This window comes from Paenibacillus sp. FSL k6-2145 (assembly GCF_037976585.1).
Lineage (GTDB): Bacteria > Bacillota > Bacilli > Paenibacillales > Paenibacillaceae > Paenibacillus.
Genome location: NZ_CP150267.1, coordinates 1,454,920 through 1,476,436 on the forward strand (window position 1 = coordinate 1,454,920; position 21,517 = coordinate 1,476,436).

At 46.8% G+C, this 21,517-nt stretch carries 22 protein-coding genes, 1 pseudogene and 1 riboswitch; of the genes and pseudogenes, 2 read left to right on the top strand and 21 right to left on the bottom strand.

Translation table 11 applies throughout. From position 1 onward, the window contains the following. Nucleotides 1–49: 49 nt before the first annotated feature. The 15 genes from atpB to prfA all read right to left on the bottom strand — a co-directional run bounded on the left by atpB (nt 50) and on the right by prfA (nt 15,455). On the bottom strand, nt 50–868 hold the full coding sequence (gene atpB, locus NZ043_RS06450) for a F0F1 ATP synthase subunit A (RefSeq protein WP_091036293.1): 819 nt from the start codon (nt 866–868) through the stop codon (nt 50–52). Nucleotides 869–913: 45 nt separating this feature from the next. Then, entirely contained in the window at nt 914–1,291 is a 378-nt protein-coding gene (locus NZ043_RS06455; protein WP_062836961.1) for an ATP synthase subunit I, read from the bottom strand. Continuing rightward, nucleotides 1,284–1,538 (bottom strand): AtpZ/AtpI family protein, encoded by a 255-nt coding sequence (locus tag NZ043_RS06460; RefSeq protein ID WP_024632723.1) that lies wholly within the window; start codon nt 1,536–1,538, stop codon nt 1,284–1,286. Before NZ043_RS06460 ends, NZ043_RS06455 begins: the two co-directional genes overlap by 8 nt. 186 nt (nt 1,539–1,724) lie before the next feature. Further along, nucleotides 1,725–2,882, bottom strand: coding sequence for a UDP-N-acetylglucosamine 2-epimerase (non-hydrolyzing) (gene wecB / locus NZ043_RS06465; protein WP_036667768.1), 1,158 nt, complete (start codon nt 2,880–2,882; stop codon nt 1,725–1,727). A gap of 50 nt (nt 2,883–2,932) precedes the next feature. Continuing rightward, complete coding sequence (gene upp, locus NZ043_RS06470; protein WP_017691929.1) at nt 2,933–3,562, bottom strand: uracil phosphoribosyltransferase; 630 nt, start codon at nt 3,560–3,562, stop codon at nt 2,933–2,935. Between the two features lie 424 nt (nt 3,563–3,986). Continuing rightward, the gene (glyA, locus tag NZ043_RS06475) at nt 3,987–5,234 is read right to left on the bottom strand and encodes a serine hydroxymethyltransferase (RefSeq protein WP_017691928.1); all 1,248 of its coding nucleotides are present in this window, start codon (nt 5,232–5,234) and stop codon (nt 3,987–3,989) included. Between the two features lie 255 nt (nt 5,235–5,489). Beyond that, nucleotides 5,490–6,083, bottom strand: coding sequence for a TIGR01440 family protein (locus tag NZ043_RS06480; RefSeq protein ID WP_076254013.1), 594 nt, complete (start codon nt 6,081–6,083; stop codon nt 5,490–5,492). 141 nt (nt 6,084–6,224) lie between these two features. Beyond that, a riboswitch (ZMP/ZTP riboswitch) is annotated at nt 6,225–6,306 on the bottom strand. 96 nt (nt 6,307–6,402) lie between these two features. Then, a complete protein-coding gene (locus NZ043_RS06485; RefSeq protein ID WP_036612575.1) occupies nt 6,403–6,975 on the bottom strand; it encodes a low molecular weight protein arginine phosphatase in 573 nt (190 codons plus the stop codon). A 58-nt stretch (nt 6,976–7,033) separates the two neighbouring features. Next, complete coding sequence (locus tag NZ043_RS06490; RefSeq protein WP_017691925.1) at nt 7,034–7,594, bottom strand: manganese efflux pump MntP family protein; 561 nt, start codon at nt 7,592–7,594, stop codon at nt 7,034–7,036. A 176-nt stretch (nt 7,595–7,770) separates the two neighbouring features. Beyond that, nucleotides 7,771–8,844 (bottom strand): L-threonylcarbamoyladenylate synthase, encoded by a 1,074-nt coding sequence (locus NZ043_RS06495; RefSeq protein WP_240768224.1) that lies wholly within the window; start codon nt 8,842–8,844, stop codon nt 7,771–7,773. 363 nt (nt 8,845–9,207) lie between these two features. Further along, nucleotides 9,208–9,867, bottom strand: a complete 660-nt coding sequence (gene spoIIR / locus NZ043_RS06500) for a stage II sporulation protein R (RefSeq protein ID WP_091036283.1) — start codon at nt 9,865–9,867, stop codon at nt 9,208–9,210. A 630-nt stretch (nt 9,868–10,497) separates the two neighbouring features. Then, nucleotides 10,498–11,718, bottom strand: a complete 1,221-nt coding sequence (locus tag NZ043_RS06505) for an FtsW/RodA/SpoVE family cell cycle protein (RefSeq protein WP_133386102.1) — start codon at nt 11,716–11,718, stop codon at nt 10,498–10,500. A 454-nt stretch (nt 11,719–12,172) separates the two neighbouring features. Next, nucleotides 12,173–13,393 carry an FtsW/RodA/SpoVE family cell cycle protein gene (locus tag NZ043_RS06510; protein ID WP_091036279.1) on the bottom strand — a complete coding sequence of 407 codons (1,221 nt, stop codon included), beginning with the start codon at nt 13,391–13,393 and terminating at the stop codon, nt 12,173–12,175. Between the two features lie 85 nt (nt 13,394–13,478). Beyond that, nucleotides 13,479–14,363: a peptide chain release factor N(5)-glutamine methyltransferase gene (gene prmC / locus NZ043_RS06515; protein ID WP_339312671.1), complete on the bottom strand. Its 885-nt coding sequence runs from the start codon at nt 14,361–14,363 to the stop codon at nt 13,479–13,481. A gap of 24 nt (nt 14,364–14,387) precedes the next feature. Continuing rightward, nucleotides 14,388–15,455: a peptide chain release factor 1 gene (prfA, locus tag NZ043_RS06520; RefSeq protein ID WP_091036276.1), complete on the bottom strand. Its 1,068-nt coding sequence runs from the start codon at nt 15,453–15,455 to the stop codon at nt 14,388–14,390. A gap of 501 nt (nt 15,456–15,956) precedes the next feature. Here prfA and NZ043_RS06525 point away from each other — a divergent pair. Further along, complete coding sequence (locus NZ043_RS06525) at nt 15,957–16,811, top strand: carbon-nitrogen hydrolase family protein (protein ID WP_339311085.1); 855 nt, start codon at nt 15,957–15,959, stop codon at nt 16,809–16,811. Nucleotides 16,812–16,951: 140 nt separating this feature from the next. Here NZ043_RS06525 and ychF read toward each other — a convergent pair whose 3' ends face one another. Both ychF and NZ043_RS06535 read right to left on the bottom strand, forming a co-directional pair. Then, nucleotides 16,952–18,052: a redox-regulated ATPase YchF gene (gene ychF, locus NZ043_RS06530; protein ID WP_062836948.1), complete on the bottom strand. Its 1,101-nt coding sequence runs from the start codon at nt 18,050–18,052 to the stop codon at nt 16,952–16,954. 192 nt (nt 18,053–18,244) lie between these two features. Further along, on the bottom strand, nt 18,245–18,715 hold the full coding sequence (locus tag NZ043_RS06535; RefSeq protein WP_133386104.1) for a GNAT family N-acetyltransferase: 471 nt from the start codon (nt 18,713–18,715) through the stop codon (nt 18,245–18,247). Nucleotides 18,716–18,923: 208 nt separating this feature from the next. Here NZ043_RS06535 and NZ043_RS06540 point away from each other — a divergent pair, with 208 nt between their 5' ends. After that, the gene (locus NZ043_RS06540) at nt 18,924–19,358 is read left to right on the top strand and encodes a hypothetical protein (RefSeq protein WP_339311087.1); all 435 of its coding nucleotides are present in this window, start codon (nt 18,924–18,926) and stop codon (nt 19,356–19,358) included. Between the two features lie 203 nt (nt 19,359–19,561). Here the strand turns inward: NZ043_RS06540 and NZ043_RS06545 are convergent, their stop codons facing one another. The 4 genes and pseudogenes from NZ043_RS06545 to NZ043_RS06560 all read right to left on the bottom strand — a co-directional run bounded on the left by NZ043_RS06545 (nt 19,562) and on the right by NZ043_RS06560 (nt 21,237). Beyond that, nucleotides 19,562–20,044, bottom strand: coding sequence for a hypothetical protein (locus NZ043_RS06545; protein WP_339311089.1), 483 nt, complete (start codon nt 20,042–20,044; stop codon nt 19,562–19,564). A gap of 83 nt (nt 20,045–20,127) precedes the next feature. Then, a pseudogene (locus NZ043_RS06550) lies at nt 20,128–20,325 on the bottom strand (hypothetical protein); the annotation flags it as partial. Nucleotides 20,326–20,349: 24 nt separating this feature from the next. Beyond that, complete coding sequence (locus NZ043_RS06555) at nt 20,350–20,820, bottom strand: GNAT family N-acetyltransferase (RefSeq protein WP_100528395.1); 471 nt, start codon at nt 20,818–20,820, stop codon at nt 20,350–20,352. 246 nt (nt 20,821–21,066) lie between these two features. Beyond that, entirely contained in the window at nt 21,067–21,237 is a 171-nt protein-coding gene (locus tag NZ043_RS06560; protein WP_133386107.1) for an aspartyl-phosphate phosphatase Spo0E family protein, read from the bottom strand. Between the last annotated feature and the right edge of the window lie 280 nt (nt 21,238–21,517).

Sequence of the window (21,517 nt, forward strand, 5' to 3'; positions counted from 1 at the left end):
AATTTTTTATTGTTCAGCCTGGTGAAGAAATCTTCGTAGGGCTTGAAACTTAATGCTCGTCGTGCGTCTCGATGCTCTGTGAAATGTACACCATCATCAAGATAACAAACACAAATGCCTGGATCGCGCCGATAAAGATACTGAAGCCTTGCCACACCATTAGTAGCGGAATCGCTGCAATAGCACCAAACACTTTAAATGTGGTCAGTTTCAGGATCGTTGCGATCAGTACCTCACCCGCGAAGATATTCGCGAATAGACGCATACCGTGTGTCAACAGCTTGGATGCCGTCTCAATCAAGTTGATTGGCAAGAACAAGGCGAATGGCTTAAGGTAATGCTGGAGATATCCTTTTGTGTTGCGGAACAATCCCAGTCCATGAGATACAAGGAACGCTACGAGAGCGAGTCCCATCGTTACAGACAAGTCGGCTGTTGGTGATTTCCACCAAGCCAGTTCAACGTGTGGGTGTGCTTCAGGATCCTTGGCATGCGCTTCTTCAAACGCCTCCACCGCTGTAACAATCGGCTTACCGAATACCTGTGCCTGACTAACATCTGTTACTTCAGATACAGCTACGAGCGGAAGGCCGAGCATATTCCCTACAAAAATGAACATAATCATGGAAAGAGCGAGAGAGATAAAATGTTTACCTTTCTTCATATCCATTGTGCTGGAAATCAGATTGCGGACGAATTCTACTGCCCACTCCATAAAATTTTGCAGCTTGCCGGGATTTTCAACGGATAATCTCCGTGTTGCCAGTACAGCAAAAATAAAAACAATTGCACCTGTAACTACCAGCATCAACAGAACCGATAGATCCAGTCGAAATCCGCCAAGCATAATAATTGGAGCTTCATGCATATTTTTCTCACCCCTTTCTCGACTTGAAAGCTGCAGCCCTTAACATCATTCTGCTCTGCGGGAATGGACAATCCCTATAATCAGTAAGGAAAATTGTGCAATGACGAGACCGCCTGCAACCGCATATGTATTGAAGTACTGCGGAAAGCGCATCGATATGAATATACCGAGCACAGCGAGTGCCGCTCTTGTCAAAAATCCCAGGTTCACACGCTTCAAGTTACCTTCTGCCGCATCATCAGACATTTTCCTTACTTTGTAGCCCAAGTAAAATGCATTGATCCAGCTAATTCCTGTACCCAGGGCTAGTCCCAAAGCAATTGTCTCCACACGTGGCATAAAGGCCGCTGCGAGAAAACAAATCATAAGAAAGTACATGATGAAAACAGTCATCGATCTGCGGTATCTGGTTAGTTCACTCATCACTTTCCCCCATGAATTTTTTCGCGATAAAGTAGATGCTTACACCGCCTGCCGCAAGAAAAAAGAGAACGCTTACGGCGATCCATATTCCGTTACCTCCGATGGTCTTGTCCAACCAGGAGCCAGCGTAATATCCGGCAACAGCGAGAATGGCAATCTCGATCCCAAAAGCTGTCACGAGTCCCATCGCTTTCCATACATTATCGTCATGGTTACGGGATGAATTTGGTTTGTTCGAATCGGCCATTTTCCACGCCACCCTTGCAATCCCAGTTAATTTTACTGAATGATGAGAGCCTTTGTCAATTGAATGATTTTAGCGTTTTAAAGGGGAAAACGACGGGAATACAGACCCTCAAAGCCCATAAACCCGCGTAAACCGTACAGTTTAACTGTATGCTATGCCCTTTATAAATCCGTCAGAAAAATTGTATTATTTTTTGAATTTTCTGTGAAATGATTCCGGACGCTCACTATTTACACCAAAATGGTGCAAAATCGCATTGACAATTCTTTCCGAAGCATGTCCATCACCGTATGGATTGGCAGCCTGACTCATGCTTGCATACAGGGTTTTGTCTGTAAGCAGAGCTTTGGTCCGTTCATACACACGTTCCTCTTCGGTACCTACCAATTCCAGCGTTCCGGCTTCAATACCTTCCGGGCGTTCTGTTGTATCGCGCAATACGAGCACAGGCACACCAAACGAAGGTGCTTCTTCCTGCAAACCGCCTGAATCGGTCAAAATCAAGTGAGTGTGCGGGTAAAAGTTATGCAAATCCACCACGTCTAGTGGATCAATTAATTGAATACGGGGATGATTCCCCAAAATCGCGTGAGCCGGCTCCTTCACAGCAGGACTTGGATGCACCGGGTACACGATGGCAATATCTTCGAATTCGTCGGCAATCCGTTTGACGGCCTGGAAAATGTTGCGGTGAGGCTCGCCTTGAGATTCACGGCGATGAGCTGTCATCAGCACAAGGCGTTTGCCTTGGGCCCAATCAAGTACCGGGTGTGTGTAGTCCTCCCGTACTGTATATTGAAACACATCTGTTACCGTGTTGCCTGTGACGTACGTACTAGACTCCGATTTATTTTCTTTGGCAAGATTGGAAGAAGACCAATCCGTAGGCGCAAAGTGTAGATCAGCCAGTACTCCCGTCAGCTGACGATTCATCTCTTCCGGATATGGAGACAACTTGTTCCACGTCCGCAGCCCCGCTTCCACATGCCCTACCTGAATCTGTTGCAGGAATGCTGCATAGCTCGCTACAAAGGTAGTTAATGTATCCCCGTGAACCAGTACAATATCCGGCTTAGCTTCGGCTAACACCGGCTCCAGACCACCAAGCACACGAATTGTAATCTCATTCAATGTCTGACGGTCCTTCATCACATCCAGATCATAATCGGGATGAATGTCGAAAACTTCAAGTACCTGATCCAACATCTGGCGATGCTGCGCAGTTACGCAAACAATAGATTCAATAGACTCAGGGTGTTTTTGCAATTCCAAAATAAGCGGAGCCATCTTGATGGCTTCCGGACGCACCCCGAAGATCGTCATGACTTTAATTTTGTTGGACATTCGAGCAAAGCCCCTTTTCTATAAGTTCCGATTACAAGCATGCGATATGCTTATTTAGTGCCGTATAGACGGTCTCCTGCATCTCCAAGTCCTGGAACGATGTAACCATGATCATCCAGACGGTCGTCCAATGCTGCTACATAGATGTCCACATCGGGATGTGCATCTTGCACAGCTTTTACGCCTTCCGGTGCTGCAACCAGGTTCATCATTTTGATTTGGGTACAGCCACGTTTTTTGAGCACGTCAATAGCTGCAATTGCCGAACCACCCGTTGCCAGCATCGGATCAATTACAATCAATTGACGCTCTGTTACGTCTGTAGGCAGTTTGGTGTAGTATTCTACCGGTTGCAGTGTTTCCGGGTCACGGAACAGACCAACATGTCCAACTTTTGCCGCTGGCAACAATTTCACAACGCCATCCAGCATTCCGAGTCCTGCACGCAGAATCGGCACCAGTCCGAGCATACGTCCAGAGATGACTTTACCTTGTGTTGCAGCTACAGGTGTCTGTACATCAATCGTTTCCAGTTCAACATCTCTTGTAATCTCATAAGCCATCAACGTTGCTACTTCATCCACCAATTCACGAAAATCTTTCGTATTCGTACGCATGTCGCGTATAAACGTCAGTTTGTGTTGAATCAAAGGGTGATCACATATTACTAATTTTCCCATCTAATTTGTCCCTCCGGTAAGTTCTTCATGTTAAGCATTTCCAAATATACCTAGCCACCATTCATGGGCTCGATAAATCCTGTATATTATATCATCACCAACAACGAATTACACCATCAAAGGGCACCCAATCATTACAGATTACCGAATCCTATAAAAAACAGGACCGGAAAATGATCCATCCGGTCCTGTTTTGCTCATGCTGTTATGTCATTGAGTGGGAAAAATATGAATACAAGTGATGCTCCGCAAACAGATTGCACCTACGATCGCTGTTATCCCCTGATTTTTTTGATTCTCCTATAAAAGGAGAAAATCATGGGATAAAGGCGAGCGCTTCGCTTCTCCGGTTGCATTCTGCCAGCTTCGTCTTTTGTATTCCAATTTATCAAAACTCAAAAGAAAGCAGCATGAGCAAAGTTTTTTAGTATTTAAGATCTGTATAGAGCGGGAATTGGTCTGTCAGTGCAGTCACTTCTGCACGAGCTTCATCCAACTTCGCTGTATCTTTTGGATTTTTCAGTGTTTTGGCAATGATCTTACCGATCGCTACCATAGCTTCTTCGTTCATGCCACGGGAAGTTGCAGCAGGTGTACCAATTCGAATACCACTCGTTACAAACGGGCTTGTAGGGTCGAATGGAATTGCATTTTTGTTCACGGTAATACCGATGGAATCGAGCACATGCTCAGCTTCCTTACCTGTGATGTTTACACTGCGTGTGTCAATCAGCATCAAGTGGTTATCTGTACCACCGGATACGATGTTCAATCCTTCAGCGATCAGTGTTTCAGCCAGAACCTGTGCGTTTTTCACAACGTTCTGTGCATATGTTTTGAACGAAGGCTGCAAAGCTTCTCCAAATGCTACCGCTTTGGAAGCGATCACGTGCATTAGAGGTCCACCTTGGGAACCAGGGAATACGGCTTTATCAATCGCTGCTGCCCACGCTTTGCGGCACAGAATCATACCACCACGAGGTCCACGCAGCGTTTTGTGTGTTGTTGTTGTTACGAAATGCGCATGTGGAACCGGGTTTGGATGCAAACCAGCAGCAACCAGTCCTGCGATGTGAGCCATGTCCACCATGAACAAAGCGCCTACATCATTGGCGATGGAAGCCAGCTTTTCAAAATCAATGGTACGCGGATATGCACTTGCACCAGCAACGATCAGACGAGGACGGTGTTTGAAAGCCGCTTTGCGTACTTCATCATAATCAATCAGGAATGTATCTTCCTGTACGCCGTATGCTACGAAGTTGTACAGCAAACCGGATGCGTTAACCGGGCTACCGTGTGTTAGGTGTCCACCATGGGCAAGGTTCATACCGAGTACAGTATCACCAGGTTTCAACGCTGCAAGATATACTGCCATGTTCGCTTGTGCACCGGAGTGAGGTTGGACATTCACGTGTTCTGCTCCGAACAATTCTTTTGCACGATCACGCGCGATGTCTTCAACGATGTCCACATGCTCACAACCGCCATAGTAACGTTTGCCTGGATATCCTTCAGCGTACTTGTTGGTCAGAACAGATCCCATTGCTTCGATTACTGCTTCACTTACGATGTTCTCGGATGCAATCAGTTCGATGTTGTTCTGTTGACGTTTCAGTTCAAGATTCATCGCTTCCAGTACTGCCGGGTCATTCTTGCGCAATTGTTCCATGATTAAATTCCTCCCAGTTTATAAGTGAATTTATAAAGTGAAACTAATGTTTACACAAAAACGGCGAGTGCAACACCAATCTGAAGAAACGAAGTGGTCGCCAAAAAGCTTTCTTTAGAAAGCTACTCCGGAAGCATAGGCTATCACCGGATTTCCCCTTTAAATAGGGAATAAAAAATCTGGGGATAACAGCGATCGGAAGATGGTGATGCAATCAAAGTCAGGAGTGTAACCCAATTAGTCTCGCTTTATATGTTAGTCACAAAATGTTGAATCTGGTTGTTCTTCCATACGATACACCGCGCGTTCGCCGCCAATCAACTTCGGACGAGTCAACGCTGTGGTCACACGTGCATCTCCAACATAGCGGAGCGCTGTACGATAGGGTACGGCTACATGCCGGAGATGCATCCCAATCATCGTCTCCCCAATGTCCAGTCCCGCATGGGCCTGCACATGTTCAGCCAGGCATGGATCGGTCAGCGAACGATATGCTGCGGATGCCATTGAACCTCCGGCCTTGGGCACGGGTACTGCACCAACCTCGGTCAATCCAAGACGAGTAAGCACAGAACGCTCCATTACCAGCGCACGGTTCAGATGCTCACAACATTGGAATACCGTATCAAAACCGAATTCCTCCTGCACCTCGCGTATACCCGCAAGAAGCTGCTGTGCCACTTCAATGGCACCACTCGTACCAATCCGAGCGCCTGCGACTTCACTTGTGCTTGTACCGATCACAACGATCTGTCCAGGCCCAAGCTGTCCAGCAAGCGCCAGTTCATGCAGAATAGACGCGGTCTGTTCCTGCAATCCGGGTTGTTCCGAATCTAACTCTATAGTCATCCTATCATCGCCTCCCGATAAAATCATGCCCGCTGTCTCTTGGTTGTCCTTCGTATTCTTGCACGGCATCTCAGGTACTATTATAGCGAATAATCAGATGAAAGACGAAAAAAAGAGCAGTCTGCGGGTAACGCAGAATTGCTCTTTTGCCCAGGCGACCGGCCGTTTGTTCCGGTGCTCCATCGTGGTTATGCCCACTTCGTCGCCAGTTACACCGGATCCCTGTTTTCCCCTTCATCATAAAACAACCCGCGTCTAAAATCAACGGTTAATTTACATCACATGTCCTATTTTTATAACCTGCCCCGCAGGATCAGAATTATCCCAGCTTATCCAAAAGCCGGTCCAATGCAGTCCGAATCTCAGCTGCAGCTATATTGTAATCATCACGACTTCCCCCAAATGGATCGGAGATGTCGAAACTTGGGATTCGTTGTCTAATCTCAATGGCTCGTTCACGCTCCGATGCCAGGATCTCTTGCCCAAGGGCACGTTTCATCTCCAGCGTTGCAAACAGGCTGTCCAACTCCTGAACATCACTTAATACCTGTTCATCATCCTCCACATATTCTTTCAATGTATAGGTTTTGTGGACTGAATCGGGAAATACCTGCATGACATGTTGCTTATGACTCCGTGTTAATGTTAGAACCAGATCGGCCCAACCTACCAGGTTAGAGCTAAGTTGTGTGGAATGAGGTGGACCTTCAACGTTATGATCTCTCAACACTGCTTCCGCATGACGGGAGATCGGCATACCCGACGTTGCTGCCACACCTGCAGAGCGAACCTCTACCTGAATGCCACGCTCTGATGCCAGTTTTCGCAAAAGCCCCTCTGCCATGGGGCTGCGGCACGTATTTCCTGTACATACGAATAAAATATGTTTCATTGTGTTAGCCTCCCCATTTTACATATGATGCAAATGATATGATATCTCAAGTTTTATTCTAAAATATAAACAAAAGTCCAAACGCAAGCAAGATTGCGCCACCAATAGCTTCGCCGTAATCCCCTAGATTCTGGCTCACCCGACGGCCTAATAGCAGACCCATCACCGACATCACCCCGCCACAAACGCCGAAAGCAAGTACGGTTAAGATCAGATCACTGCTAAACATCCCTAAGGAAACGCCAACGGAGAACGAATCCACACTTACGCTGAGGGAGAACAAAACAACACCGAGCAGGGAACGGTGGTCCACCAGCTTTGTATCGCCTTCACGGAATGCATTCAGAATCATATGAGCACCCAGCAAAACAAGCAATCCACCTGCCGCATACGTCGTAATGTCGCCGAGCAGGGAGCTGACGTATTTGCCCATATACATGCCGATGAGCGGCATGATGATATGAAATAGCGCTGTTACAATACTGATTCGCAATACATCCCGCAGCCGAATGCCCTTCATGCCAATTCCGATTCCGAGTGAGAACGCATCGAGGCCAAGCGCAACAGCCATGATCAAAATGGTTACCAACTGCCCTACATGGGCAGACACATCCCACATCCCCATACCCCCAAGTCACGTAAAGGTTCTTGTACACGATATGCGGACAAGGACCTAAACATGACCGATGAAAGGCAAACGGCGACGGATCTCTGGTCAGATGCTGGGCTTTATAGAATCTTGATTTTGTTTTGGAAAAAGAGTGATTACTCTCCTGACTGTATGATCAGGAGAGATTAAGAGGATTGCTGGTTGCCAACTTGTATGAGTTGGTTCCCTGCAGCCTTGAGCAGCCGATTCATAACGGCTGCTCCCAGCCCTTCGCGTGAGCAAGCTTCAGCCACAATATATGTGGCGCCTTGCTCATCGCAGCTGCGCAGCGCGGCGTATAGCCGGCGCGCTGCTTCTTCCAGCTCGCTGGCGTCGCCCAGCGAGAACACGGCATCGGCGCGGTACTGCTCCGCGTGCTCGGCGAACGCCAGCACCGCGGTGCGCTCTCCGCGCTGCGCCGCCTCTGCGAGGGCGGCGCTGATCCAGGCCGCCACCGCTGCGGGCGGCCCTTCTACCACGCACAGCGCCCCTGCGGGTGCGTAGTGCGTGTACTTCATGCCCGGCGAGCGCGGCGCCGGGCTGCCCACGCCATCGGCCCCCTCCGCGAGTAGCGCGGGGTCCGTGGCGACACGGGCGGCAACGGCGGACAGTTGTTCCGCCGTAATGCCGCCAGGGCGCAGGATGGTGACGGTACCGTCGTCACCGACCTGCACAACCGTGGACTCGACGCCCACCCCGGTGGGGCCGCCGTCCACGATGCCGCCGATGCGGCCATCCAGATCCTCGCGTACATGAGACGCGAGTGTCGGGCTTGGCCGCCCGGAGCGGTTGGCGCTTGGCGCAGCCACAGGGCATGCCGCCGCCGCGATCAACTGCAAGGCCACCGGATGGTCCGGCATGCGCACGGCCACCGTGTCCAGACCCGCGGTGACACGCGGGGACACCGCCCCCGGCCTAACCGGCAGCACAAGCGTCAGTGGTCCCGGCCAGAAGGCCGCCATCAGCGCTTCCGCCGTTTCGTTCACTTCCGTGACCAGAGCATCCAATTGGTCACGATGCGCGATATGCACAATCAGTGGATTGTCGGAAGGTCGGCCTTTGGCGACAAATACAGCCTCCACGGCTGCTGTGCTACGCGCATCGGCACCCAAGCCATAGACCGTCTCGGTCGGGAAGGCCACCGTCTGACCTTGACGAATGCAGGCTGCAGCAGCCTGCAAGTCGGCGAGCGCCTGTTGTTCGGCGCTCCCCTTTTTCATACCCAACAATTCAATATTACCCAATCCGTGATCATTCTCAGCGCTCACCAAGACGCGTACATCCCACATCTCGGTGACCAGTGCTACCGGAGCTTTCATATCACGTTCTTCTCTACCATCCCTCATCTCAGAGGTGTGTTGCGCTGGTTCGTTTTCTCTGCTCATATATCATCATTCCTAAGTTTCAAGTAGGTTAGTTCATATCCATATTCAATATAAGTAATTATAACATACCTGTCCCAACTCGGATGCCCTTCAAACTTCACTCCACGCATAAGTCTCGCTATATCCTCGCCACTAATTCATATCAAAAGGGCAGCTCCCTGAATCGAAGTCGCCCTTATTCATAGTATAAATTCGTTGTTATACGAACAATCCAGTTATCCAACTCCACAGTTTCACAGCCATATCCCACAGAAAGAATCTTGCTTCCGGTGTATCTCCCTGCACAGATGCCTCTGCATCTCCAGGTTCAGCTGCAGCGGCCGATACCGTTGAAGGTTTCGCCAGGGCATCCCCAGTCCCTGCATCAATGAAGCACAGCGGCGGGAACAACACACACCACCAATTCTGACCTTTTCCTTCGCCCAGCGTAATCCGAACCGCTTCATAATCTCCGGCAGGATACACAGTTCCACCATATAGTTTGGTCGGGAACGGAACGGAACCCAGCTCCACCTGATACTCATAATTTAAACCGCGACTGGCCAACTCTTCTCCTACTCTATTCTCAATCTCGGACAAATGCTCACGAATAACCTTGCGCGCTTCATCCAGACTTTGCGGATTCTCCAGTTCGGCTACCCACTCGCCCATCTGAGCAACGACAGCATCCCGAATCTCGCGTTTCACCAATTGATCTCCCGGTGCATCCGAGTTTGCTAGAATACGCAAGCGAATCGATTGTTCCGGAATTGCTGTGGCCGCCACAGCTGCATCCGTTTTCTGACCTTCCCACATCATGATAATCATCATAAGACATACAATAATAAGTCCAATTTGCTTTACAATTCGTCTGCTCATTCCGTTCTCCCCCTCGGCTCTCTGATCACGTTGCCTGCAACTCTCTCATGTCTATCAGTATGCCCCGGAGAATCGGAAGTAAACCTATCATTTGCAATAAATCTACTAGAGTTTGTTCAAAAAGCCTCGAAACCTGCGCTGGTTGACCTTGGGCGAATGACCAGTCGATGTTCTAAGGAACCAAGGACGTCTTATTTGGCCTTCAGGTCTTCTTTTGAAATTGTAAGGAACACCAGACACATTATTTCCCAAAATCATCTGACCAACAAGCTACAAAAGGCTGTTTATGATGATATAACGTGTCTCAGATTCCTTAGCTTTCTCCGGGCACTTCGAATCCCCGAATAAGCGGTGTCAGGTTCGTTAGCTCCTAGCAGCTGGCACCTGAAGCTCCACACCATACTTAACACTCTGTTCCCGACTCTTTTCAGGTACATTTCTACTTACGGTAGCTTGAAGACACCCTCTGCATTGATTCTCTCTTCTCCCATCTCTCATTCACACTTTCTCACCCAACATGTTAAAAAGGCTGATCTGCACCTGGTTACAGGGCAAATCAACCTCTTTATTCCTACGAACAGTCACGTTATGCATCCCACCGCTTAACTTTTCACTATACCGACTCAACAGTTACACAGCACTTTTCTCTTTCTTGAGCATATTCCATAAACGTTCCGATAACCGAGGTTGCTGCTCCCCTATGAGAAGTTCATCTTCCTCTTCTTGTCCATACAACTTAATGCTCATGACTACACCGATACAAGCCATATTAATGAGCAGAGAGGTGCCACCGTAACTGATGAAAGGTAACGTAATGCCTGTGAGTGGCATCAGTCCGAGGAACGCCCCTACGTTCTCAAACACCTGATACAACAACATTCCGATAATACCTACAATGATGACTGGTCCAGCGCGATCTCTGCATGCCAGAGCAATCAGCACCATACGTTGAATCAGAATAAAGTACAACAGAATCAGTACGGATGCACCAACAAAGCCAAACTCCTCTGCGATCACAACAAAAATGGAATCAGAATACGTATAGGGGACTCGTCCACTCTGAACGGATGTTCCTTGCAAATAACCTTTGCCAATGATGCCCCCTGAACCGATGGCTAAACCTGCATTTTTCGTATGCCAGGAAGCTTTGGAGGTAGCCTTTTCCGGTACAAGCCAGGGATCAATACGCTCTGCCCAATGCTCACGTTTTATCTTCTCAAGAAAAGTGAATACTTCATCATGGTAGAAGGTATAGGCTTTAACAAAACCAAAGAACGCTACCCCCACGATCGCCAGTGCAATCAATGCGTGCTTCAGCCTCATATTTCCGATCCAGAATACCGCAGCCAGAATCACCACGTACCCCAGCGCATTTCCCAAATCATTCTGAGCCATAACAAGGGCAAACGGAATAAACGCCCAACAGCCAATCGGCACAATATCTCTCCAAAATTTCAACGTGCCTCGTTGTCTCTTCACAATTAAATGGGCGAGGAACAGAATCAGAATCATCTTGAACAGCTCTGCCGGTTGAAAAGAAAAATTCTCGCCAAGCTTCAGCCAACCGTTGGCGTTATTGATCGAACTTCCCAGGACATTAGCCAGAATCAGCAGTATAATTCCCAAGCCATACAAATAAAACGCATATCTCACGTATAACTTGTAATTCACAAGCCCGATCACAAGCACCGCAATGAACCCGGCCACATAGAAATAAATTGTTTTGACATGGTGATTCGCCAGTTTGGCATCTGTCTGCGTTCCGCTGTAAATCGCAAATACACTAATAATCATGAGCAACAGCATTACAAAAAGAATAACACCGTCCATCTTTTTCAGCATTCTCAACATGACTCCATCCATCCCCCTGAAATCTAGCATTCTATGATTTCCAATTAAACTCAATATTACCATTGTATATAAATGGATGATAAGATGGAAATCAGGATCGTTTCAGGCTAAAAAGTGAAATATTCAATGGCCTGAATTACACCGTAAAAACAATAAAAACCCTAAAACATCCATCCCAACTTGGGCTGATCTGTTCCAGGGTTCTATAGTTATATATAAGTTAAACTAAGGATTATTTACACTGATACTACGATGACAGAATAACCTTCCAATCGCTGTTATCCCCAGATTTTTTCGATTCCCTTTTTTCAAGGGAAAATCCGGTGATAAAGGCGAACGCTTTGCTTTTTCAGTTTTTTTCTGTCCTCTCCGTTATCGTGTAAAAGATTAGTTCAATTTCTATAGCTTATATACATAAATCTAACGTGTTATTTAACGGTTTGATTCGAGAACGTTATTGCTCCTGCTGGGATGGCTTGCGTCTTAGCAACTTCATCACCAGATCTGTAATACTCGGTTGTTCCGCAGAGCCAAGAATATCCTCGTTCTCTTCCGTGTGGACCTTAATACTCATCACAAGACCCATGCTGATCATGTTGATCATAATGGAGGTACCGCCCGAACTGATAAACGGGAGCGTAATTCCTGTCAACGGCATCAGACCAATGAATGGACCAATATTAACAAAGATCTGGTAGAGCAGCATCGCTATAATACCTACAATTAGATAAGGCCCCGCGCGATCCTTACACTCCAGTGCAATCAGCACCAGCCTGTGAATCAGGATAAAGTACAGCAAAAGCAATACGGAAGCACCGATGAAGCCAAATTCCTCCCCAATCTGTACAAAGATGGAGTCAGCATAGGCCAGCGGCACCCGATTCGACTGAATCGTCGTGCCTTCCATATACCCTTTGCCCGTAATACCACCAGAACCAATCGCAAGCTTTGCATTATACGTTTGCCAGAGCACATCTCTTGAGGTCAGCTCTGGTACAAGCCAGGGGTCAAAGCGATCCGCCCAGTGCGAACGTCCAATGTCATTCAGAAATTTAACAATCTCATCATGATAATGAATATATGCTTGTGTACCGCCGATAAAGGTAGCCACAGCAATAATAAAACCAATAAGGGCATGCGTAAATTTAATGTTGCCGATCCATAACAGGCCCACAAGAATGACAACATAACTCAACGCATTTCCCAAGTCATTTTGAAGCAATACGAGTAGTAATGGCGGCAGAACACAGAGTGAGATCGGAATAACATCACGTCCAAAATAGAGCGGACGATTCTTCTTTCGGGCCAAAAAGGCCGACAAAAACACAATCAGGCATAACTTGAACAACTCAGCAGGCTGCAAACTGACCCCGAAGATGGACAGCCAACCTTTTGCACCGTAGTACTCTTTACCAAAGAACATTACGAATATGAGCAGCAGCATACCCACGCCATAGATATATAAATAATTTTTGATTATGAATTTATAATTGATCATCGACATCCCAAAAAAGACTACGAATCCCAAAATATAAAAGATCACTGCACTTTTCGGGAGTCCCTCCAGCTTTGGACGACCAAACGTTGTACTGTAAATCGATAAAATACTGATAACCATCAGAATAACAAGTATAAACACAATAGAATAGTCTATCTTTTTAAATTTGTGCAGCATGTAATTATGTTCCCCCAAGCATTCAGAAATCTTCGGTATATCTCATTGTAGAGGATTTCACGGTAAAAAGAAAACCCGCGGAACCTTACATTTTCGTCACCTGTTCCGAAGTACGAACACCCAGGACATGCCGCTCGATTCCGGCAAGGTCCGGTACAATGATAATTTCCGGCCAATGTCCCGCCGTTTCAAGCAGATCCGCGATGTCGCGAGCCTGCCCCTGGCCAAGTTCAAAACCAATGATCTGCGGCGGCGCAGGCAGCAGCGCCAGTTGCTCCAGCATGATACGGTACGGTGCAAGCCCGTCCGGACCGCCGTCCAGTGCCATGCGCGGCTCATGATCTCGCACCTCTTGTTGTAACCCGGCTATATCCGCCGCCGGGATATATGGCGGGTTGGACACCAAGATGTCCACCCGAGCCCCGGCGAACGGGGCCAGCAGATCGCCTTCACGGAAGTCGATCTGTACCCCGTTCGCAGCCGCGTTACGCGCGGCCACTTGCAGGGCAGCCGCCGAGAGATCTCCGGCGCCTACCTGCCAGCGCGGGCGTAGTGAAGCCATCGTCACCGCGATGGCACCACTGCCCGTGCCAATATCGACGGCGAGCGGAGCGCCGTCAGGAAACACGCGGTCGGCTTCGCGCAGCACAGCCTCGACCAGCAGCTCGGTCTCCGGCCGCGGAATCAGCACGGCCGGCGTGACCTCGAACGGCAGCCCATAGAATTCCTGGCTGCCGATAATGTATTGCGCCGGCTCACCCGCAGCCTTGCGCGTGACGGCGTCTTCCCAGCGGCTGCGATGCTCGCTGGGGAAGGGCTCCGGCTGCATCATGTAGTACTGGGCGCCATAGACGCCGAGTACATGTTCCAGCAGCAGCCGGGCATTGTTTTTCGGCTCGTACACGCCGCACTTCTCCAAAAAAGAGGAAGCCTCCACGAAGGCTTCCCGACAGCTCTGTTCCGGCGTCATGACAAACTGCGCGCGGGTCACAGATTATTCTCCTCTATCCATCATCTCAGTCTGCTGAGCAATGGTCAGTGCAGACAGAATATCTTCAATCTCTCCGTTCATCACCTGATCCAGCTTGTGCATCGTCAGGCCGATACGGTGATCCGTCACACGGCTTTGCGGGAAGTTGTACGTACGAATACGCTCACTGCGGTCGCCCGTTCCCACTTTGCTCTTCCGCTCAACAGAGATCTTTGCTTCCTCTTCCATACGTTTCATATCGAATATACGTGTACGCAGAACCTGCAATGCTTTTTCCTTGTTGGAGTTCTGTGATTTTCCATCCTGACATGTCGCCACGATTCCCGTTGGAACGTGCGTTACCCGTACTGCGGATTTCGTGGTATTAACCGATTGTCCACCGGCACCACTGGAACAGAACGTATCAACACGAATGTCTTTGTCATGAATTTCAATATCAAAATCTTCGGCTTCAGGCATAACCGCAACCGTCGAAGTTGACGTATGAATACGTCCGCCGGATTCGGTTGTTGGAATACGCTGTACACGGTGTGCGCCGCTTTCGTATTTCATTTTGCTGTATGCGCCGCGTCCGTTGATCAAGAAAACAACCTCTTTGAATCCACCGAGATCATTTGTGTTCACGTCCATCAGCTCTACACGCCAGCCTTGTGCATCTGCATAACGTGTGTACATCCGATACAGATCTGCTGCAAACAACGCTGCTTCATCTCCACCAGCTGCTCCGCGAATCTCAACAATAACGTTTTTGTCGTCATTCGGATCTTTTGGTAGCATGAGTACACGAATCAATTCGTCCAGTTCCTTCTGGCGAGTGCTCAGTTCGTCAATTTCCATTTTGACCATTTCGCGCATCTCATCATCCAGTTTCTCACCCTGCATTTCCTTCGCAGCTTCGAGATCCTGACTTACCTGTTTGTATTCATTGTACGCTTCATAAGTCGGTTGCAGATCGGATTGTTCTTTGGAGTATTCCCGCAGCTTTTTGTTGTCACTTGCCACATCCGGATCACACAAAAGCTCGCTCAACTTGTCATAACGGTCGGCTAACGCCTGTAATTTATCCAACATGTATAGTCACCTCACGCATTATTTTCAATACTTATTTCAATTCAACATTAATTACATCTATAATCTATATTCCACAACGCACAGGATTCTCACCGAATCCCCTGACCGCAGCATGTATTCACATTCATGTATGATCGACGTATAACATCGCTACAACGTCATCAAATCCTTTACTTTTAAAGTGATATCAAGAAATCGTGTACCCTGTATGAAACCCGCTTCAGCTCATCTGTTACAGCGCGAATTTTAACGTGGTATACGACTCTTAATTATAGCATATTCTTATGGTTCTGAATAGTAACTGTTCCGCATGCAGATGAACTAATTTTTGTGTTGCAAATTTTTCAACCTTCACACGTTGCCATCCTGCTCATGGATCATCCTACCGGAAATGTTTGTAACAAATAGATCATTCAAGTTTATTTCTGATGTTGTAAAATATATACAAGGGACTCTATAATTCATAGTTTTGATATTTTAGTTTAGGAGGAAATGGATGATATGAACTTAACACCAGCTGTTTTTCCAACAGAAAAATTAAAGATTGCTCTGGCGCAATGTTCCTCGATCAACGGAAATATTGAAGAGAACGTTAATAGGGCTTATGAGATGATTGAAGAAGCTGGAAAAGAGCATGCCGATATTATCATGTTTCCAGAAAAATATCTGACGGGATATGTGCCAGAAATCGTAGAATCCAATTTAACTGAATATACACTCTCCATTAATGATGCGAGGATTGAAAAGTTGCGTCAAGCATGCAAAAAGTACGGCATTTGGTCAATCATCGGAACCCCTGCAAGAAGAGGCGAGGATGTGTTCATCTCTTCAATTATAATAGATTCCAATGGAAAGGAAGTAGGTGTTTATGACAAGTCTCATTTATTTCAGACCGAAAAGGAAATCTTTTCAACCAATAATGAGCAGGTCATCATTAAATTAAAGAACTGGAATATTGGGATGGCCATCTGTTATGACGCAGGTTTTCCTGAACATTCTCGTCTTTTAGCACAACATGGCTGTCATTTATATATGGGTAGCTCTCTTTTTAGTAAAGGAATGGGGTACAAAGAGTCACGAGTATGGTTTCCTGCCCGCGCTCTGGATAATACGATATTTACAGCGATGTGTAATCACGTTGGAACAACCGGAGTCTGGGATACGTGTGGACATAGCGGTGTATGGAACCCTCTAGGTGATAATATAATTGATGCCTCGCAAGACAACGTTGAGTTGCTCATAGCTGAATTAGACCCCGATCTTCTTAATCAAGCTAGAAATGGCGAAAGAATGCTTGCGGATTCGTTTGATATAAATAAAGAACACTATTCTTTCAAGACTATTGTTGGTAACTAAGCAAACCTCATATGAACTGAAGAGTACATAAGTACATTACGATTGAAGTGGCCTCATACATCGATACTAAAAACCCTACAATCTTCACGAGAAGATCGTAGGGTTTTGGTTATTGAATCTACATATAAAGGTGTAACAACTTATACGTTGAAACGGAAGTGCATAACGTCGCCGTCATTTACAACGTACTCTTTACCTTCAAGGCGAAGTTGTCCGCGCTCTTTGGCACCGTTCATGGAACCCGCTGCAACCAGATCATCGTAGGAAACAACTTCTGCACGGATGAATCCACGTTCGAAGTCGGTGTGAATAACACCCGCTGCGCCTGGTGCTTTCGTTCCTTTACGGATTGTCCACGCACGAACTTCCTGCACACCTGCTGTGAAGTATGTGTACAGACCGAGCAATTTGTAAGCCGCTTTGATCAACAGGTTCAGACCGGAATCCTCGATACCGAGTTCTTCCAGGAACATTTGTTTATCTTCGCCTTCCAGCTCAGAAATTTCTTCTTCAACCTTCGCGCTGATTGGCACCACTTCTGCATTTTCAGCAGCTGCGAATTCCCTTACTTTTTGCACATAAGCATTGTTTGCCACATCACCGATTTCGTCCTCAGCTACATTGGCTGCGTACAGAACAGGCTTCAGGGTAAGCAAGTGCAGATCACGTATGATCAGAAGCTCATCATCGGTAAGTTCCATGCTGCGTGCCGGCTTGTCATCGTACAGAACAGCCTTCACTCTCTCCAATACTTCTACTTCTTGAGAGGCAGTCTTGTTGCCGCCCTTCATGTTTTTCTTGGAGCGATCGATTTTCTTCTCAACACTCTCGATATCGGCCAGGATCAGCTCCAGATTGATCGTCTGGATGTCGCTTACCGGGTCAATTTTGCCATCAACGTGTGTAATGTTCTCATCTACAAAGCAACGTACCACGTGTACAATCGCGTCTACTTCACGGATGTGGGCAAGGAACTTGTTACCAAGACCTTCGCCTTTGCTCGCACCACGAACAAGACCAGCGATATCTACAAACTCAAACGCCGTTGGTACTGTTTTCTTAGGTACAACGAGTTCTGTCAGTTTGTCCAAACGCTCATCTGGTACTTCAACGATCCCCACGTTAGGGTCAATCGTACAGAACGGATAGTTTGCCGATTCGGCACCTGCTTGTGTAATTGCGTTAAACAATGTAGATTTACCAACGTTAGGCAAACCCACGATTCCAGCTTTCAAAGCCATGTATATGACAACTCCTCATTGATTACTTGTTCGGTATGGATAATCCTATACATTATATATGACAAACCTCAAGGCATCAAGGAACTTCGCCAATTCGACCAGAGTCCCATCCGCTTCCCGAAATCCCCGGTTAATGCAGATAATTCGTTTTGCGCAGATCTTAAGTTTTGCCTAGAATATCCGCTATTAGGTTTACCCTTTGATTTCCTTATACATCGTCAGATCCGTTACCTCATATCCCATCTTGCGATACAGGCTGCTCGCCCGCACATTATGTCCAAAGACATGCAAACCAATGCGATCCACGCCAAGACTCAAGGCCGTCTGTTCAAGCGCCTGCATTGTCTCTGTTCCGTATCCCTTACCACGGTGTGCTTCTTCAACCACAATATCCAGCAAAAAAGCATCTTTCCCACGACGATTATCCGTAATATTAAACCAGATATACCCCACATTGCCGTCCACAGGATGCACCAGATTGTAAAGGTACGCTCCGGGTGTGTTCAAGCCTTCTGGCAGATAACGTTCATAAGATTCCTCCGCCAGTCGCTGCGCCTCTTCCTCAGCCCAGGTGCCCGCTTCTACTTTTTCTTCTGCAAAATCCTTAATGGAGCGAATGCGAAAACTCGCATAATCTTCCTGATTCATTGGGGATAGTTCCATGTTGTTTCCCTCCTCAATTAAGTGTTCTATGTATGATCTCCGTGCAAACTTTTTTTGCACTACTAGTATCTTATTGTATCCTGTTCTCCCGCTTAGCGCATGAAGTTATTCTGACGATTTAAATTTGAGTTTCATATTATCCATTTTGTTTATAACTATTGATCTCTTTGAACCGTTTATACCTCATGAAGGAAAGGAGTGGATCATATTGAACACAGGTCGCCGATTCTCCAAAAAGAAAATGATTATCTTGTCCGCTATCATACTCGGAATCGTCATCGTCGCTTTTATGAGCTTTCTGAATGCAATCGATCCATTTCGCCACTTAAGGATCACGATCCACAATCAATCCGACTATGACCTCACCCATATTCAGGCTAGCCTAGTCCAAGGCGACAACTCATCTAACAACAACGAAAGTGGCTCCACCTACATATTCAAAAAGGATATTCCCAACGGAGCAAACGTGAAATTCGCCCCACAGCTGAATCTTTCCGGAGAGGGAACCGTCTCCTTGGAGTTTACGGACAGCCGCGGTAAAACCTATAACAAAATGGTTTGCGGTTATACGGAATACTTGTCCGGCAATTCATACGTTACTGTAACCAATGAAAATATAACTGTGAAAGATGAATGTATGTAATATCGATACTCGCTCCGTTTAAGCAGTAAAACATTATTATGTGAACATGGGCACACATAATAAAAACTTAGATGCCAATTTTTAAGCTTTTCCCTGAAGAACTATCTCAATAACGGCTACACTATAAATTGAACTCAGTAAACTGCTCGATAGGAGCAGTTTGCTGAGCCCGACAATCAGTAGTTGTCATCGGATTTTTTTCATTAGCGAGTTCCCCGCAAACTGAGAGGAATGGTTTCAGAGAACAGACTTCCACCCGCAGGGGTTTGCAGATGGATATCCAAATTCCCGCTGGTTTGTACAGTTCCTGTTTTTGGAATGATTACGGCAGGGGTGTCGGTTCGGTTATTTCGATAGACACGGGCGGTCATATTCAGCACCCCTTTTTCAGTAAAGGCATCGTAATCAGGACTATCAAATCCATCGACCCGGAATTTCAAATAATCATAAGAGTTATATTTCTTGGGATCTTTGTTGAACACCGACCCACCTTTGAAATACAAAACGTAACTGTTTTTCTGATCTTTGACCATCAAGTTCGTGACATCAGGTCGGTTATTGAACCATTTGAGCGTATTGGTTGGCGCAATCAACCCAAGGTTCGGATCGTTAGGATCAGCAAGATCAATCGCGATAAGAGCGTCCAGCTTACCTTGATACAGACCGTCTTTCGATGTGATCGTCATAAGCTTTTCGTTCCACATTTCTTCGACAGACGATTTACCGGCTTGTTTCCAATCAGATTCTGGAGTTACCCACATTTCAGGCATCACAGTGAAGATGTTCGTACCATGCCATGCGATCTCAGCACTACCAACCGCATATTTATCGACGTCAAGGGAATCCGACCAACGCCAATGCCAAACATCACGGTACGCAGCTCAAATTCGACCTGTTCCAACCGCTCATTCAGCGCATCATCTGATGCGCCCCCGGATTCGATCAGAGGTCGGCCAAAACCAGCCAGTGGCTTAGATTATCCGCCATCAGATTAACCTTTGATTTCCTTATACATCGTCAGATCCGTTACCTCATATCCCATCTTGCGATACAGGCTGCTCGCCCGCACATTATGTCCAAAGACATGCAAACCAATGCGATCCACGCCAAGACTCAAGGCCGTCTGTTCAAGCGCCTGCATTGTCTCTGTTCCGTATCCCTTACCACGGTGTGCTTCTTCAACCACAATATCCAGCAAAAAAGCATCTTTTCCACGACGATTATCCGTGATATTAAACCAGATATACCCTACATTGCCGTCCACAGGATGTACCAGATTGTAAAGGTACGCTCCGGGTGTGTTCAAGCCTTCTGGCAGATAACGTTCATAAGATTCCTCCGCCAGTTGCTGCGCCTCTTCCTCAGCCCAGGTGCCTGCTTCTACTTTCTCCTGTGCAAAATCCTTAATCGATCGAATGCGAAAACTCGCATAATCTTCCTGATTCATTGGGGATAGCTCCATGTTATTTCCCTCCTTATTCTGATTGATCTTCATTATGTAAGATCTCTGTGCAGTCCTATTTGCACTACTAGTATCTTATTGTATCCTGTTCTCCCACTTAGCGCATGAAGTTATTCTGACGATTTAAATTTGAGAATATCACCGTGAAAGATGAATGTATGTAATAACGATACTTCGATCTGTGGACTTATGTTAAAATATAGGGGCGAGCGACCCGCCAAAGTTCCTCGCCCAAAGTCGATTGAATTATTCCATCGGCTTTTTTATTTTAACCTGATTGTATTGATTAATTAGATCATCCAGGACCATAGATTGCTGTATAACATGAGGATGAAGCAGATTTCCATAGTCCATCTTGAGTTGATAGAGCTTTTGTCTCGCTGCTTCGATCTGCAACTTGAGCTCACCACAATCCATATTCACCCCTCCCTGTTGTAACATTCTAGTCCATTCTGCTAATTAGTAGGAAATTAGGCGAACTCCAACACGAAAAAGCTCCCTTCAACGTAGACAATTCACCATTCTACTTGAGGGAGCAGCTCATATTCAAAAGCGTATTTTCAGAAATGCTGGTTAACTCCCTGTACCGTGGCCATTAATTGTCACGATTACTGGACGGTCTTTTTCAACGGGGGTGGGTTGAGTAGTAGGAAAAACTACACCTACTGTGATACTGCATGTAACTATCAATATTGCC

Excerpts from the sequence above, each read along its gene's own strand:
- NZ043_RS06535 (WP_133386104.1), bottom strand. The coding sequence starts at position 18,715 with ATGGAACTATCCCCAATGAATCAGGAAGATTATGCGAGTTTTCGCATT.
- atpB (WP_091036293.1), bottom strand. The coding sequence starts at position 868 with ATGCATGAAGCTCCAATTATTATGCTTGGCGGATTTCGACTGGATCTA.
- upp (WP_017691929.1), bottom strand. The coding sequence starts at position 3,562 with ATGGGAAAATTAGTAATATGTGATCACCCTTTGATTCAACACAAACTG.
- NZ043_RS06510 (WP_091036279.1), bottom strand. The coding sequence starts at position 13,393 with ATGCTGCACAAATTTAAAAAGATAGACTATTCTATTGTGTTTATACTT.
- NZ043_RS06460 (WP_024632723.1), bottom strand. The coding sequence starts at position 1,538 with ATGGCCGATTCGAACAAACCAAATTCATCCCGTAACCATGACGATAAT.
- NZ043_RS06480 (WP_076254013.1), bottom strand. The coding sequence starts at position 6,083 with ATGACTATAGAGTTAGATTCGGAACAACCCGGATTGCAGGAACAGACC.
- NZ043_RS06490 (WP_017691925.1), bottom strand. The coding sequence starts at position 7,594 with ATGTGGGATGTGTCTGCCCATGTAGGGCAGTTGGTAACCATTTTGATC.
- NZ043_RS06455 (WP_062836961.1), bottom strand. The coding sequence starts at position 1,291 with ATGAGTGAACTAACCAGATACCGCAGATCGATGACTGTTTTCATCATG.
- glyA (WP_017691928.1), bottom strand. The coding sequence starts at position 5,234 with ATGGAACAATTGCGCAAGAATGACCCGGCAGTACTGGAAGCGATGAAT.
- NZ043_RS06505 (WP_133386102.1), bottom strand. The coding sequence starts at position 11,718 with ATGTTGAGAATGCTGAAAAAGATGGACGGTGTTATTCTTTTTGTAATG.
- NZ043_RS06485 (WP_036612575.1), bottom strand. The coding sequence starts at position 6,975 with ATGAAACATATTTTATTCGTATGTACAGGAAATACGTGCCGCAGCCCC.
- NZ043_RS06560 (WP_133386107.1), bottom strand. The coding sequence starts at position 21,237 with ATGGATTGTGGTGAGCTCAAGTTGCAGATCGAAGCAGCGAGACAAAAG.
- wecB (WP_036667768.1), bottom strand. The coding sequence starts at position 2,882 with ATGTCCAACAAAATTAAAGTCATGACGATCTTCGGGGTGCGTCCGGAA.
- NZ043_RS06525 (WP_339311085.1), top strand. The coding sequence starts at position 15,957 with ATGAACTTAACACCAGCTGTTTTTCCAACAGAAAAATTAAAGATTGCT.
- prmC (WP_339312671.1), bottom strand. The coding sequence starts at position 14,363 with ATGACGCCGGAACAGAGCTGTCGGGAAGCCTTCGTGGAGGCTTCCTCT.
- NZ043_RS06545 (WP_339311089.1), bottom strand. The coding sequence starts at position 20,044 with ATGACGATCACATCGAAAGACGGTCTGTATCAAGGTAAGCTGGACGCT.
- ychF (WP_062836948.1), bottom strand. The coding sequence starts at position 18,052 with ATGGCTTTGAAAGCTGGAATCGTGGGTTTGCCTAACGTTGGTAAATCT.
- prfA (WP_091036276.1), bottom strand. The coding sequence starts at position 15,455 with ATGTTGGATAAATTACAGGCGTTAGCCGACCGTTATGACAAGTTGAGC.
- NZ043_RS06555 (WP_100528395.1), bottom strand. The coding sequence starts at position 20,820 with ATGGAGCTATCCCCAATGAATCAGGAAGATTATGCGAGTTTTCGCATT.
- NZ043_RS06495 (WP_240768224.1), bottom strand. The coding sequence starts at position 8,844 with ATGAAAAAGGGGAGCGCCGAACAACAGGCGCTCGCCGACTTGCAGGCT.
- spoIIR (WP_091036283.1), bottom strand. The coding sequence starts at position 9,867 with ATGAGCAGACGAATTGTAAAGCAAATTGGACTTATTATTGTATGTCTT.